The 14,511-nt window shown below is 68.1% G+C and carries 11 protein-coding genes and 1 tRNA gene; 9 read left to right on the top strand and 3 right to left on the bottom strand.

What is annotated here, in order from left to right:
- Positions 1 to 30 precede the first annotated feature (30 nt).
- A tRNA-Sec gene (locus ELEN_RS16255) sits at positions 31 to 127 on the top strand.
- Positions 128 to 189: 62 nt separating this feature from the next.
- Here ELEN_RS16255 and selB read toward each other — a convergent pair.
- Both selB and selA read right to left on the bottom strand, forming a co-directional pair.
- Entirely contained in the window at positions 190 to 2,121 is a 1,932-nt protein-coding gene (selB, locus tag ELEN_RS08470; RefSeq protein ID WP_015760720.1) for a selenocysteine-specific translation elongation factor, read from the bottom strand.
- Positions 2,118 to 3,596, bottom strand: a complete 1,479-nt coding sequence (gene selA, locus ELEN_RS08465) for an L-seryl-tRNA(Sec) selenium transferase (RefSeq protein WP_009307105.1) — start codon at positions 3,594 to 3,596, stop codon at positions 2,118 to 2,120. Before selA ends, selB begins: the two co-directional genes overlap by 4 nt.
- A gap of 264 nt (positions 3,597 to 3,860) precedes the next feature.
- Between selA and ELEN_RS08460 the strand changes: the two genes are divergently transcribed.
- From ELEN_RS08460 to ELEN_RS08430, 7 genes are all read left to right on the top strand, one after another.
- Positions 3,861 to 4,688, top strand: coding sequence for a formate/nitrite transporter family protein (locus ELEN_RS08460; RefSeq protein ID WP_009307104.1), 828 nt, complete (start codon positions 3,861 to 3,863; stop codon positions 4,686 to 4,688).
- A 264-nt stretch (positions 4,689 to 4,952) separates the two neighbouring features.
- Complete coding sequence (locus ELEN_RS08455) at positions 4,953 to 6,227, top strand: double-cubane-cluster-containing anaerobic reductase (protein ID WP_009307103.1); 1,275 nt, start codon at positions 4,953 to 4,955, stop codon at positions 6,225 to 6,227.
- Between the two features lie 4 nt (positions 6,228 to 6,231).
- On the top strand, positions 6,232 to 6,528 hold the full coding sequence (locus ELEN_RS08450) for a putative Se/S carrier protein (RefSeq protein WP_015760718.1): 297 nt from the start codon (positions 6,232 to 6,234) through the stop codon (positions 6,526 to 6,528).
- Positions 6,529 to 6,701: 173 nt separating this feature from the next.
- A complete protein-coding gene (gene yedF / locus ELEN_RS08445) occupies positions 6,702 to 7,316 on the top strand; it encodes a sulfurtransferase-like selenium metabolism protein YedF (protein ID WP_015760717.1) in 615 nt (204 codons plus the stop codon).
- A 31-nt stretch (positions 7,317 to 7,347) separates the two neighbouring features.
- Positions 7,348 to 8,487: an aminotransferase class V-fold PLP-dependent enzyme gene (locus tag ELEN_RS08440; protein WP_015760716.1), complete on the top strand. Its 1,140-nt coding sequence runs from the start codon at positions 7,348 to 7,350 to the stop codon at positions 8,485 to 8,487.
- Between the two features lie 3 nt (positions 8,488 to 8,490).
- Positions 8,491 to 8,730 carry a putative Se/S carrier protein gene (locus tag ELEN_RS08435; protein WP_015760715.1) on the top strand — a complete coding sequence of 80 codons (240 nt, stop codon included), beginning with the start codon at positions 8,491 to 8,493 and terminating at the stop codon, positions 8,728 to 8,730.
- A 40-nt stretch (positions 8,731 to 8,770) separates the two neighbouring features.
- Entirely contained in the window at positions 8,771 to 9,538 is a 768-nt protein-coding gene (locus ELEN_RS08430) for an acyl-CoA dehydratase activase (protein WP_015760714.1), read from the top strand.
- Between the two features lie 300 nt (positions 9,539 to 9,838).
- On the opposite strand, the gene selD is transcribed toward ELEN_RS08430, so the two are convergent.
- The gene (gene selD / locus ELEN_RS08425; protein ID WP_015760713.1) at positions 9,839 to 10,894 is read right to left on the bottom strand and encodes a selenide, water dikinase SelD; all 1,056 of its coding nucleotides are present in this window, start codon (positions 10,892 to 10,894) and stop codon (positions 9,839 to 9,841) included.
- A 469-nt stretch (positions 10,895 to 11,363) separates the two neighbouring features.
- Here selD and ELEN_RS08415 point away from each other — a divergent pair, with 469 nt between their 5' ends.
- Entirely contained in the window at positions 11,364 to 14,501 is a 3,138-nt protein-coding gene (locus ELEN_RS08415) for a molybdopterin-dependent oxidoreductase (protein ID WP_143924739.1), read from the top strand.
- The last annotated feature ends 10 nt before the right edge of the window (positions 14,502 to 14,511 follow it).

Raw genomic sequence — 14,511 nt, 5'->3', positions numbered from 1 at the left:
TCTACGGTGCCGAAACGGCACCTTCTTATTGGAGATGGATGGGTCCTGGTGGGCTCCACGGCCTTCAAAGCCGCTGTGAGGCGTGCAGAACGTCTCGGGTGTGTTCGATTCGCACACATCTCCGCCAGAAACGCAAGCGCCCCGATCGGGGCGCTTTTCGTATTCCCGGATAGAACCTCCCTCGGGGCGTCATCTTCCTCCCGGCACCCTCGTGTCGCCTTCGCGGCGAGTGACGGCTTGGGAGTCGAAGTACTCGAGCAGGGGGATGGCGTACTTCCTGCTGGTGCCCATCGCGTCCTTGAGCTCGGCTGCGGTGGCGGGGCCGTCAACCAGACGGGCGCGCACGGCTTGCTCGAAGGCGGCCAGCGCCGATACGTCGAAGTAGAAGTCGGCTCCGATGCGCCGTACGAGGCCCTGCTTCTCCAGACTTCCCAGCGCGCGGTGGACGAGCGAGGAGTCTAGGCCGCTCGATGCGATGAGCTCGCCTGTGGACGGCGGCGCCCCGGCTGCGGCGGCCAGCGTCTCGCGCAGCTGCTCGGCGGCCTGCTCCTCCAGCTTGCGCGCGCCTGCTCCGGCTTTGGGATGGCTCACCTCGCCCCCGTCCGTCACCGCGGCGCCGCGCGCGACCGCGTCGTCCAGCAGCGCGTCGAAGCAGCCCGCGTCCGCGCGCGGCAGGCAGCGCCGGCGCAGCGCGTCCTTCGCGATGCCGGTGGCGGCCGGGTTCTCGGCATGGAACTTCAGCAGGGCGTTCTCGATGGCGGCGCGCTGCTTCTGCAGCACGGAGGGGGCGGCGTAGCGCAGCGCGCGCTCGCCGCCGAGGCGCACCGCAGCGCCGTGCGCGGCAAGGGCCTCGAGCTCGCGGGCGGCCGCGTCCTCCTCGAGCCCGGAAAGCGTCGCCAGCTCGGCGGCCGTTACGGGCGCGGCGGTCAGCGCGAACGCGGCGTGCGCCACGGCGGCCTCGTCGCCTTCGCGCAGCGCGTCCAGCAGCTCGAGCGCGCCCGGTGCCAGCGTGGTGGTGCGGCGGGGGCGGGCGCGCAGCACCTCGCCGCCGCCGACGACGTGCACGGGCGAGTACGAGCGCACGACGAAGCGGTCGCGCCATGCTACGGGCAGCGGCTCGTCGAGGCGGATCTGCGCGTAGGCGCGCTCGCCGACGCCGAGCGACGGCCGTCCGTCCATGAGCAGCACGCGGCCGGTGACCTCGCGCGTGCCGTGCGCCACGTGCACGCGCGCGCCGCTGACGAGCGGCTTGCCCTTGCCTGGCACGCCGAGGAACGCAAGGTGGGCGTCGAAGCGGTCGGTGGCGCTCGCCGCACCGGGCGCGGCCAGGAAATCGCCCGGTCGAACCTCGTCGGTGGACACGGCGTTCAGGTTGAGGGCGACGCGGTGCCCGGCGTCGGCGCGATCGACGGGCTCGCCGTGCACCTGCACGCTGCGCACGCGCGTGCGCAGGCCGGAGGGCAGCACCTCCACCTCGTCGCCCATCCGGGCCGACCCGCTCCACAGGGTGCCCGTGACCACGGTCCCGGCGCCTTTGATGCTGAACACGCGGTCGACGGGCAGGCGCAGGCGCGAGCCCGCCTTCGCGCGCCGCGTGGTGCGCGCCGCGCGTGTCAGAGCCTCTTGCAGCTCGGGAAGCCCGGCGCCCGTGCGGCTGGACACGGGGACGATATCGGCATCCGCGAAAGGCGTGCCGGCCAGGCGGCCCCGCACCTCATCGGCCATGAACAGCGCCCATTCCTCGTCCACGAGGTCGGTTTTCGTGAGCGCCACCACACAGGTGCGTATGCCCAGAAGCTCCAGCACGGCCAGGTGCTCCTCGGTCTGCGGCATGATGCCGTCGTCGGCGGCGATGCAAAGAAGCGCCAGGTCGATGCCCGTCGATCCCGCGATCATCTGGCGCACGAAGCGCTCGTGGCCCGGCACGTCCACCACGCCGAGCACGGTGCCGTCGGGAAGCGCCAGGCGCGCGAAGCCCAGCTCGATGGTGATGCCGCGCTGCTTCTCCTCTGCCAGACGGTCGGGGTCGGTTCCGGTCAAGGCCAGCACGAGCGACGACTTGCCGTGGTCGATATGGCCGGCCGTGCCCAGCACGAGGTCGGTCTGCGTGCGCCCGCTCATGCGCGGCTCCCCTCGGCTCCGGCGTCGAGCGCGTCGAAGTAGGCGCGCACGGCCTCGGCGACCTCGGCTAGCTCGTCCTCGGCCACGGTGCGCGCGTCCAGCAGCACGGCGTCGTGCTTGATGCGCCCGATCACGGGCACGTCGCGCCGCGCAATGAGGAACGTCTCGCACCCCTGCGCGTCCCCGCGCGAAAACTCGATGCGCACCGCATGCGAGTCGATGTCGCACAACGGCAGCGCGCCGCCGCCGGCCCGCGCGGTATCCGGTACCACGTCGATGCGCGCCGCCCCTGCGGGAAGCGCTTCCTCCAAGGTGCGCGCCAGCCGCTCGGCGCGCCCGCGCACGGCTTCGGCCGGCTCGGACAGCATGCGCAGCGCAGGGATGCGCTCGAGCGCGATCGCGGGGTCGAGGTAGAGGCGCAGCGTGGCCTCCAGCGCGGCCAGCGTCATCTTGTCGAGGCGCATCGCGCGGGCGTAAGGGTTCTTCTTCAGCCGGTCGATGAACCGTTTCGCTCCCACGATGATGCCCGCCTGCGGGCCGCCCAGCAGCTTGTCGCCCGAGAACGACACGAGGTCGCAGCCCGCCTGCAGCGACTCGGCCACGGTGGGCTCGGCGTACGCGCCGAACGCATCGAGGTTCAGGAAGGCGCCCGATCCCTGGTCCTCGTACACCAGAAGCTCGCCCGCGCCCGGCTCGCCGGATGCCGTGCGCCGTGCGTTCTCGGCATCGGCCAGCGGGCGCAGGTCGCGCGCCGACACGCTCTCGGCGAAGCCCACCACGCGGTAGTTCGAAGGATGCACCTTCAACAGCATCGAGGTGTCGGCGCCGATGGCGCGCTCGTAGTCGACGGCATGCGTCTTGTTCGTGGTGCCCACCTCCACCATGCGCGCCTGCGACAGCTCCATGATGTCGGGCACGCGGAACGATCCGCCGATCTCCACCAGCTCGCCGCGCGACACCACGGCTTCGTGCCCGCGCGCGAACTCGTGGAGCACCATCATGACCGCCGCCGCGTTGTTGTTCACGGCCAGCGCCGCCTCGGCGCCGGTGAGCGTGCAGATGAGGCGCTCCACATGGTCGTGGCGGCTGCCGCGCGCCATGGCATCGGTGTCGTACTCCAGCGTGGAGTAGCCGCGCGCCACGTCGCTCACGGCGCTCACGGCCTCGTCGGCAAGCGGGCTGCGCCCGAGGTTCGTGTGCACGACGATGCCCGTGGCGTTGATCACGCGGCGCAGCGACGGGCGCGCCCGGGCGAACGCCCGGGCGCGCGTCGATTCGGCGAGCGCCGGAACGTCGACCCGTTCGCATGCTCCTGCAAGCACGGCTCGACGCGTCTCGTCGACGGCCTCGCGCACGCAATCGGCCAGCACGCTGCGGGGGAGGAGCGACAGAAGCGCGCTCACCTCGGGCAGCTGGAGCATCTCCTCCACCTGCGGGAGCGCGCGGAGCAGATCGGTGCGTGACGGATTCGCCATGGAAACGCCTTTCTCGAACACGGGTGCGGGGATGCGCGGCCGACGCGGCCGCTCGCCAAAGTATACCAGTGTTGCGCGCGCCGATGCACCGACGGCCGGGTATCGATTCGGCGATGCGACGAGCAGGACGACGAGATGGGGAAATTGTCGAGGAAAACGCTTTTGTTTCTCCCTGCGCCCGCGAGTTGCGGTACCATACCGTGCGGCTTCGCAGGGGACGCGCGAAGAAGCCGCGACCAGGCAAGGAAGGAACCAGATGCGATCATGATGCAGGACGAGATCCAAACGCTCAGGCCGGATGCGCTGTCGCCGGCTGAAATCGCGGAGAAGGCCGAGAAGGTCGGCGAGGCCAAGGCGGCCATGCCGAAGGCGAAGTGCTTCGCGTCCGCGATGCTGGCCGGGGCGTTCATCGCGTTCGGGGCGCTGTACTTCTGCGTGTTCCTGGGCGACCCCTCCATGCCGTTCGCGGTGCAGCGCGCGGTGGGCGGACTCTGCTTCTGCCTCGGGCTGGTGCTCGTGCTGTGCTGCGGCGCGGAGCTGTTCACCGGCAACGTGCTTCTGGTGTGCGCGAAAGCGTCGGGCCGTATCGGCTGGAGGTCCCTGTTCGGCAACTGGCTGCTCGTGTGGCTCGGCAACCTCGCCGGCGCGCTCGTCGCGCTCGCGCTCGTCCACTTTGCGAACGTCGCCGCCATGAACGGAGGCGCGGTGGGCGAGGCCTTCGTCAGCGTGGCCGCGGGCAAGGTGGCGCCCGATTGGACGACGCTGTTCTTCAAGGGCGTCATGTGCAACATCCTCGTGTGCCTGGCCGTGTGGATCGGGTTCTCGGCGCGCACCGTCGCCGACAAGGTGCTCGGCATCCTGCTGCCCATCTCTGCGTTCGTTGCGTGCGGGTTCGAGCACTGCGTGGCGAACATGTTCTTCCTCCCCATGGGGCTGTTGCTCAACTCGATGGGGGTGGGTGCGCCCGACGCGGTGACGCTGGCCGGCATCGCGACGAACCTGTCGGCCGCCACGCTGGGCAACGTCGCCGGCGGCGTCGCCGTCGGCATGGCGTACTGGTTCGTGTACCGGAAGAAGGACGTCGATCGGTAGGGGCTTTTCCGCCGGCCTTTCGCCGATAAGCTGCCCTGCGATTGCGGCGGGCGGCTGCGATACGGTATCATTACCTCGTCGCCTCGCATTGGCACGATTCTGCGCGGGTGCCATTTCTGCATGCAAGGCGACGCTTCATCATCGCGCACCTCATCGCGTCCCGCATGCGCATGCGCGCATCCGGCGACGCTGCACCGTCATTTCTGCAACGACAACCGAATAACATCGCAACTTTGCTATCGACTGGTATCGAAGGGGGCCTTCATGGCTGACTATCAGGCAATGTGGAAAGACTTGGGCATGGATCTGGAGACGCACGACCAGCTGTGCGCCGTGCTGCCGATGGCGTTCGGCGACACGTACCTCACGCAGGAGAACCGCCCTGAGAACATGGCGTTCTACGACTTCGTGGTGTCGGAGATCCACGGCGTGCGCCCCGCGGAGCTCATCGAGCTGCAAAAGCAGGGCGGCAAGGTGTTCGGCACGTTCTGCGTGTTCGTGCCCGACGAGGTGGTCGTCGCCTGCGGCGGCGCCGTCACGGGGCTGTGCGGCGGCTCGCAGTTCTGGGTGCCCGAAGGCGAGAAGGTGCTGCCCAGCGGCATCTGCCCGCTGATCAAGGCGTCGCTCGGCGCGCACTTCGGCAAGACGTGTCCGTACTTCAGCGTGGCCGACATGTATGTGGGCGAGACCACGTGCGACGGCAAGAAGAAGGCCTACGAGATCCTGGGGGCCGACAAGAAGACCTACGTCATGGACGTGCCGCAGATGAAGCGCGAGAAGGACATCGCGGCGTGGAAAGACGAGATCGCGCTGTTCGCCAAGGAGGTGGAGGCCGAGACGGGCAACGAACTGACGGCCGAGAACCTTGCCCGTGCCATTCGCACCATCAACGAGAAGCGTCGCGCGCTGGCCCGCGTGTTCGAGGCGCGCAAGGCAGACCCGGTGCCCATCAGCGGCAAGGACGCCCTGCTCATGATGCAGATCGCGTTCTTCGACGACCCGGTGCGCTGCGCCGAGACGGCGAACAAGCTGGCCGACGAGCTGGAAGCGCGCATCGAGCGCGGCGAGGGCGTGGTGCCCGCCGGCACGAAGCGCATCCTGATCACGGGCACGCCGCTGGCCATCCCGAACTGGAAGCTGCACCATATCGTCGAGACGAGCGGCGCCGTGGTGGTGTGCGAGGAGATGTGCACGGGCACGCGCTACTTCGAGAACGAGGTGGACGAGGGCGAGGGCACGCTCGACGGCATGTTCCAGGCGTTGGCGCAGCGCTATATGAAGAACAACTGCGCGTGCTTCACGCCGAACCCGGGTCGCGTCGCGGACGTGGTGCGCATGGCGAAGGAGTACAAGGTCGACGGCGTGATCGACGCGAACCTCAAGTTCTGCACGCTCTACGACGTGGAAAAGGCGCCGCTGGCGGACGCGCTTGCCGAGGAGGGCATCCCGTGCCTGGGCCTCGAGACCGACTACGCCGACAACGACGCCGAGCAGCTGCGCACGCGCATCGGCGCGTTCATCGAGATGCTGGACGCGTAAGGCCATGCAACAAGACGCTGCCGATACCGTGAACAAGGACGCACGTCCCGAGGATTGCTATATCCTGTTCTCGAGCCATACCGACGGCTGGCGTCTGTACGAGCTGGCGCGCGACGCGGGGGCCAAGGCGAGGATCTCGCCCACGCCCCGCGCCGCGCGCGCTTCCTGCGGGGTGTCGTTGCTCGCGTCGTGCGACGACGTGGAGCTGCTGGAGCGCCTTGCGCAGGAGGAGGGCGTCCCGATCGAGGGCGTAGCCCGGCTGCCGCGCCAGCTGAACGCGCGGCGCGACATATTTTGCTGAAGGAGAACGACCGCGGTAGGCTGTCGTCCTGCAGGCGGTGCGGAGGCCGTGCATGCTTTCATCCTGAGCGCAGCGCGCAGCGCGGAGTCGAAGGATCCCGTGAGGCGCCAGCTGGAAGCGCCACGGCCGTCGCCGTGCGGGATGACAACCGACGATGAGAAAGAAGGAAGACGATGGAGCAGATCGACGCACGGGGTCAGGCGTGCCCGCTTCCCGTGGTGCGCGCCAAGAAGGCGCTCTCGGCCATGGGGGAGGGCGTGCTCGAAGTGCTCGTTGACAACGAGACCGCGGTGCACAATCTGGAGGCGCTGGCGAAGACGCTCAAGGTGGAAGCCGTCGGCGAGAAGCGCGGCGAAGATGCGTTCGCGGTGACCTTCTCGAAGGGCGCGGCGGCGTCGGACGGCCAGGCGGGAAGCGCCGCGAGCTGCCCGGCGGTCGATCCGGCCCCGACGGGCGGCCGGGTGGCGGTGATCCCGTCCGAGTTCATGGGCTCGGGGGACGACGAGCTGGGAGCCGTGCTGATGAAGGGCTTCGTGTTCGCCCTGACGCAGCTCGACGAGCTGCCGGAGACGGTGCTCATGTACAACGGCGGCGTGAAGCTCGCCTGCACGGGCTCCTCGTCGCTCGACGACCTGCGCACGCTCGCCGAGGCCGGCGTCGAGATCATGAGCTGCGGCACGTGCCTGAACCATTACGGGCTGGCCGAGCAGCTGGAAGTGGGCGAGGCCACGAACATGTACGTGATCGTGGAGAAGCAGGCGAGCGCGCGCGGCATCATCCGCCCGTAGGGCCGGGCCGAGACGTAAGGATCGTGGAGCTATGATCTACTTCGACAACGCGGCCACCACCGCCGTCAAGCCGCCCGAGGTGGCCGAGGCGGTGGCGCGGGCCGTCAACAGCTTCGGGGGCGTGGGCCGCGGTGTGCACGAGGCGTCGCTCGACGCGGGCTATGCCGTGTTCCGGGCGCGCCAGCAGCTGGCTCGGCTGTTCGGTGCGGCCGATCCGTCGTGCGTATCCTTCGCCAGCAACGCCACCGAGGCGCTGAACACCGCCATCGCCGGGCTCGCGCGGCCGGGAGACAAGCTGGTGACCACGGCCGCCTCGCACAATTCGGTGCTGCGCCCGCTGTACCGTCTGGCGGACGAGCGCGGTTGCGAGGTGGTCGTGGTGCCCCACGACGCGCGCGGCGCGCTCGACTACGACGCGTTGGAGGCGGCGCTTCCGGGAGCGCGGCTGGCGGCGGTGACCCATGCTTCCAACCTCACCGGCGACGTGTACGACATCGCCCGCATCGCGCGCCTGTGCCGCGAGCGCGGCGCGCTGCTGGTGGCGGACGCGGCCCAGACGGCGGGCGTCGTGCCCATCGACATGGGGCGCGATGGGCTGGACGTCGTGGCGTTCACCGGGCACAAGAGCCTGTACGGCCCCCAGGGCACGGGCGGCCTCGCCGTGGCGGAAGGCGTGGAGATCGAGCCGCTGAAGGTGGGCGGTTCGGGTACGCACAGCTACGACCGGCATCATCCCGCGCGCATGCCCGAGCGCCTGGAGGCGGGCACGCTGAACGCCCACGGCATCGCCGGCTTGAGCGCGGGGCTGGCCTATATCGAGGAGCGCGGCGTGGAGGAGCTGGGCGCGCAGGTGCGCGCGTTGGCCGAGCGCTTCGAGCGCGGCGTGCGCGGCATCGACGGCGTGCGCGTGCTGGGCGGGGGCGGCGACGCGGGGCGTTGCGGCATCGTCGCGCTCAACGTGGGAGATGCGGACTCCGCGGCGATCGGCGACGCGCTCAATGCCGAATTCGGCATCTGCACGCGCGCCGGCGCCCATTGTGCGCCGCTCATGCACGAGGCGCTGGGCACGCAGAGCCAGGGCGCCGTGCGGTTCAGCTTCAGCAGCTTCAACACCGAGGACGAGGTGGACGCCGGCATCGCCGCCGTGGCCGCCATCGCCGAGGGGGCCTGAGCCGTGCGGAGGAAGACGCCGAAAGCCGTGGTGACCTTCGCGTCCACGAGCGACGCGATGGCCGTCGAGGCCGCCGCCCGCGAGACGGGCCTCCCAGGCAGGATGATCCCCATTCCATCCGAGGTTTCCGCAGGTTGCGGCCTGGCCTGGTGCGTCCCTGCCGAGGAGCGGGACGCGCTGCTGGACGCCTTCGAGAGCGGCGGCCTGGCATACGAGGCCGTGCACGAGGTGGAATTGTACTAGGCACCCCTCCGCGCCAAGAAAAGATGAAAGGACCTAGCCTATGCCCTCGATCGGCATCGACGTAGGAAGCACGGCCGCGAAGGCGGCGGTGTTCGAAAACGGCCGGCTCGCCGAGACGCTTGTGTGCCCTACGGGGTTCAGCAGCGTGGACGCGGCCGAGCGCCTGGCCCAGCAGTTGCTCGCGCGCGGCTTCGACCCGCGCAGGCTTCCCTGCGTCGCGACGGGCTACGGACGCGTCGCGGTCCCCTATGCGGATCGCGTGGTCACCGAGATCACCTGCCACGGCAAGGGCGCCGGTTTCCTGTTCGGCGGCGGGGGCACCGTGGTCGACGTGGGCGGCCAGGACACGAAGGTCATCGTGCTGCGCGGCGGCAAGGTGGTCAAGTTCGCGATGAACGACAAGTGCTCGGCCGGCACGGGGAAGTTCCTCGAGGTCATGGCGAACCGCCTCGGCGTCAGCCAGGAGGAGCTCGCGCGCCTCGCGCGGGCGGGCGCGCCCACGTCCATCTCGTCCATGTGCACGGTGTTCGCGGAATCGGAGGTCATCAGCCTCATCGGCAAGGGAACGCCGCGCGAGGACATCGCGTACGCCGTGATCGAATCGGTGGTGGAGCGGGTGTCGGTGCTCGTCGCGCAGGGCAAAGGCGCGCCCTACTTCCTGACGGGCGGCCTGTGCGACAACGGGTACTTCGTCGAGCGCCTCGGCGCGCGCTTGGGCGAGCCCGTGGCCACCGAGTCCCGCGCGCGTTTCGCAGGCGCCGTGGGAGCCGCGCTGCTGGCCGCGGAAGGGGAGGGGCGCCGAAGTTGAGCCGCGTCGGCTTTCTGCCGCGGAATCGGTCCATTTCGCCCATGTCCTCGACTTATGTGCGCTTCCGCCATGCCGAATCGCCCGTTTGCGTCGCCTTCGCGTGCTACGTGCTTTAAAAACGCAGGTCGGAAATTAACCGAGGCGTACTTTCGTCCGTTCGACGTCTCGGCAGGTGCGCATAAGTCGCGAACATGGCGCTTTCCCGGGGTTTTCAATGGCGAAGGTGCGCATAAGTTAAGGACATAGCCTTTCCCGTGCAACGTCCGCCGGCCGCATCGCCCCCTTCGGGGCGATGCGGCCCTACTTCATGCTGATCTCGCCCGCCGCGCCGTCGCGAACATGGCCGATCAGCGCGGGCGCGCGACCGGCGGCCGCTTCGAACGCGCGCGCGAACTCGTCGGCCTCGTCGGGCGCCACGGCCACCAGCAGGCCGCCGGACGTCTGCGGGTCGCACAGCACGCCCATGCGGTTCTCGAACTCCTCGTCTCCGAGGCCGCCCTGCCTCACGAAGGCGCGCGCCCAGTCGATGATGCCGAACGTCTTGGCGGGGCGGCAGAAGTCGCAGGAATACCGGTAGACGCCCTCGAACAGCGGCAGGTCGTCCCAGACGAGCTCGGCCGACGCGTCCGAGGCGTCCAGCATCTCGTGGAGGTGCCCGGCCAACCCGAAGCCCGTCACGTCGGTGGCGGCGTGCACGTGCGCGGCCGCCATCGCCTCGGAGCCCGCCTTGTTGAGCTCCATCATGGACGCGATGACGGGGCGCATGCCCTCGTCGTCTTCGAAGCCGGCCCGGAACGCCGAGTTCATGATCCCCGAGCCGAGGACCTTCGTGTAGAACAGCGCGTCGCCCGGCTGTGCGCCGCCGTTGCGCACGATGCAGTCGGGGTGCACGGTGCCGAACACCGACAGGCCGTACTTCGGCTCGTCGTCCTCGATGGAGTGGCCGCCCACCACGAACGCGCCCGCCTCGCGCACCTTGTCGGCGCCGCCGCGCAGCACGTCGGCCACCACGTCGGTGCCCAGGCTGCACGGGAACGCGAGGATGTTGAGCGCCGTCAGAGGCTTCGCCCCCATGGCGAACACGTCGGACAGCGCATTCGCCGCGGCGATGGCGCCGAACTCGTAGGGGTCGTCCACCACCGGGGTGAAGAAATCGAGCGTCAGCACCGCGGCCGTGTCGTCGTTCAGACGGTAGACGGCGGCGTCGTCGGACGTGTCGAAGCCCAGCAGCAAATCTGCGTCGGGCGGCGGCGCGATGTCCTTCAGTATCTCTTCGAGGTCTCCCGGACCCCACTTCGCCGCTCAACCGCCCTTCTCGGTAAGGCGGGTGAGACGAATGCGCTCTGTCTCGCTCATGGGACTCCTTTCGCATGCGACGAATCGGTCGTTTCTCGCAGTATAGCAGTCCGTCCCGTCGGCCGTTCGTCCCGCCTCCAAGGCGTCATGCATCCCACCTTCGGTGCCGTACCCGGATCGCGCTGGCCGTTCGCCGGAACCGCCTATGCCGTTCGCAGCCGGAAAGCGACCGTTCGTTTTGCCTCTTCAAGGGGAAGTATGACGTTTACCGAATATTCTCGAATAGATCACGGGACTTTGCGCATAAAACGGGTCGCCTCATCAGAAACTGATGATGTCGCATCCGATGGTGCTTGTTAGGATTGCGGCGGTCGAGCGGTGGAGGGCTGCCGACTCGGCCACGGCATGCATGTACCGGTACCACGAGCAGGACGACGTCTCCCCATGCCCTCGGCGACGTTCTCCCGCTGGTTTCGGGCGCATGAGGTTCTCAAGGGACGAGAAGACAAGAAGGAAGGAGAACGAGGACATGAATCTGTCACGCAGGGGCTTTTTCAAAGCCGCCGGCGCAGCGTTCGCCACTACCATGGCGTTCGAGCTGTCCTCACAGTCGGAGGCGCTGGCGGTCGAGCCCGCAGCCGACTGGAAGCTCGTGAACACGGAGGAGTACACGAACATCTGCTGCTACTGCTCCGGCGGTTGCGGCGTGATCTGCTCCACCCGCGACGGCGAGCTGATCAACATCGAAGGCGACCCCGACCATCCGGTCAACCAGGGCGGCCTGTGCCCGAAGGGCGCCACGATGTTCCAGCTGCGCAACGTGGTGGATCCCGCCACGCGCGAGGTGATCAAGAACCCGAACCGCAGGACCCGTCCGATGGTTCGACGCCCCGGCGCCTCCGAGTGGGAGGATATCACCTGGGACGACGCCGTCGCCGAGATCGCGCGTTGGGTCAAGGACACGCGCGACGCCACGTTCGAGACGGTGTCCAACGGCATCACGGTCAACCGTTGCCACGGCATCGCCAGCTTGGGCGGCAGCCAGCAGAACTCCGAGGAAGAGTACCTCATCAACAAGATGATGCGGTCGCTAGGGGTGATAGCCATCGACAACCAGGCTCGTGTTTGACACAGCCCCACGGTTGCCGGTCTGGCAGCAACATTCGGTCGCGGTTCGATGACGAACCACTATTGCGACATGCAGAACGCCGACGTCATCTTGACGATCGGCTCCAACAACGTCGAGAACCACCCCGTTTCGTCGAAGTGGGTGCAGAGGGCGCTTGACAACGGCGCCACGTGGATCGTCGTCGATCCGCGCTACACGCGCTCGGCCGAGATGGCGGACATCTACTGTCCTATCCGCTCGGGCACCGACATCGCTTTCTACGGCGGTCTGTTTAACTACATTCTCGAGCATGACCTGTGGCAGCACGAGTACGTGCTGAACTACACGAACGCGTCCTACCTGTTGGACGAGGAGTACTCCTTCGACGTGGAGACGGGCATCTTCTCGGGCTTCGACAAGGACAGCGCCACCTACGACGCGAAGACCTGGCACTACCAGGTGGAGTCTACGAAGGAGTGGGACACCTCGGAGGGCGGCGCCTACGCCTGGGCCAAGGCCGAGGGCGTGCCCGAGTTCACGCCTCCCACCGTCGAAGTGCCGAAGCGCGACATGACCCTGCAGGACCCGATGTGCGTGTTCCAGCAGATGAAGAAGCACTATTCACGCTACGACCTGGACACCGTGTCCGCCACGTGCGGCATGGACAAGGAGCTTTTGGAGAAGGTGTACGCCACCTACGCGGCCACCGGCGCTCCCGACAAGTCCGGTACCATCCTGTACGCACTCGGCCAGACGCAGCACACCTACGGCGCGCAGAACTGCCGCTCCATGGGCATCCTGCAGCTTCTGCTGGGCAACGTCGGCGTGGCCGGCGGCGGCGTGAACGCGCTGCGCGGCGAGCCGAACGTGCAGGGCGCCACCGACATGGGCATGCTCGTGGCGAACCAGCCCGGCTACCTGAACTGGCCCACCGAGTACGGCACGCCGTCTCTGCGCAAATGGTGCGAGAAGGAGACGTACGCGGACGGTTACTACACCAACAAGCCGAAGTTCATCGTCTCCGCGCTGAAGGAATGGTTCGGCGACGCGGCCACGGTGGAGAACGACTACGGCTACGACTGGTGGCCGAAGGTGCCGAAGAGCCCCGACTACTCCATCATCGGCTCGTTCGAGCTGATGAGCCAGGGTATCATCAAGGGCTACTTCAACTGGGGCATGAACCCCTGCCACTCGGCGCCGAACGCGAGCAACGTGCGCCGCGCCATGGCGAACCTCGACTGGCTCGTGGTGGCCGACTGGGTGGAGACGGAGTCCGCCACCTTCTGGAAGGCCCCCGACATGAACGCCGCCGACATCGACACCACGGTGTACTTCCTGCCCGCGGCGCTGATCTACGAGAAGCCGGGCACCATCCTGAACTCTGGCCGCTGGCTGCAGTGGCGCTACCAGGCCGTCGAGCCGTGGGAAGACGCCAAGCCCGACTACGAGATCTGCGACGTGTTGTGGAAGGCCATCGTCGACCTGTACAAGAAGGAAGACGGTGTGGCTCCCGAGCCCGTCGTCAACACGAAGTGGGACTACTACGTTGACGGCAAGATCGACCCGCGCCCCGTGGCCTGGGCCCTCAACGGCTACAACTACGCCGAGGGCGGCTTCGAGAACGGCGCGCCCGATTTGCTGAGCACGTTCGCGAACCTCAAGGCCGACGGCTCCACGGCCTGCGGCATGTGGATCTACACCGGCTTCTGGGCCAACAACGACGCTCCGCTCGACCCGGCCGAGCAGGCCATCGGCAGCCGCGTCGCCGACGACCCGACGGGGCTGGGCCTGCATCCCAAGTGGTCGTTCGCTTGGCCGCTCAACCGTCGCATCATCTACAACCGCGCCTCGGCGGATCTGGAAGGCAAGCCCTGGAACCCGAACCGGGTGCTGGTCGAATGGACGGGCGAGAAGTGGGTGCAGAACGACGTCGGCGACTTCGTGGCCGTGTCGAACGGCACGCCCGTGCCGCCCAACAACAAGGCGTTCATGATGCTGTGGGAGCAGAACGCGCGCCTGGAGAGCTACGGCATGGGCGACGGTCCTTTGCCCGAGCACTACGAGCCCTTCGAGAGCCCGGCGGACAACAAGCTGAACGGACGGCAGAACTCGCCGTGCGTGCGCTTCGCCGAGTTCGAGTCGGTCAAGCGCGGCGACCGCAGCCAGTACCCCATCGCGGTGACCACCTATTCGGTCACCGAGCATTGGCAGACCGGCGGCCAGACCCGCACGTGCCCGGCCCTCAACGAGGCCATGCCCGAGCAGTTCGTCGAGATGTCGGTGGAACTGGCGGCCGAAAAGGGCATCGAGAACGGCGAGCGCGTCCGCGTGTTCAACAACCGCGGGTCGGTCGAGGTCATGGCGCTGGTCACGCCTCGCTTTAAGCCGTTCAAGGTGAACGGCGAGACCGTGCACCAGGTGGGCATGACGCACCACTTCGGCTGGGCGGGCGACTTCGCCACCGGAGACATCGTCAACGACCTGCCGCCGAACGTGGGCGACCCGAACTGCTGGGTGCCCGAGTACAAGGCGTTCCTCGTCGACATCGAGAAGGCATAGGAGGGGTGAG

The sequence above is a fragment of the Eggerthella lenta DSM 2243 genome, assembly GCF_000024265.1.
GTDB lineage: Bacteria > Actinomycetota > Coriobacteriia > Coriobacteriales > Eggerthellaceae > Eggerthella > Eggerthella lenta.
The sequence above is the reverse complement of the archived record's forward strand: the minus strand, read 5'-3'. Positions and strand labels throughout refer to the sequence as shown.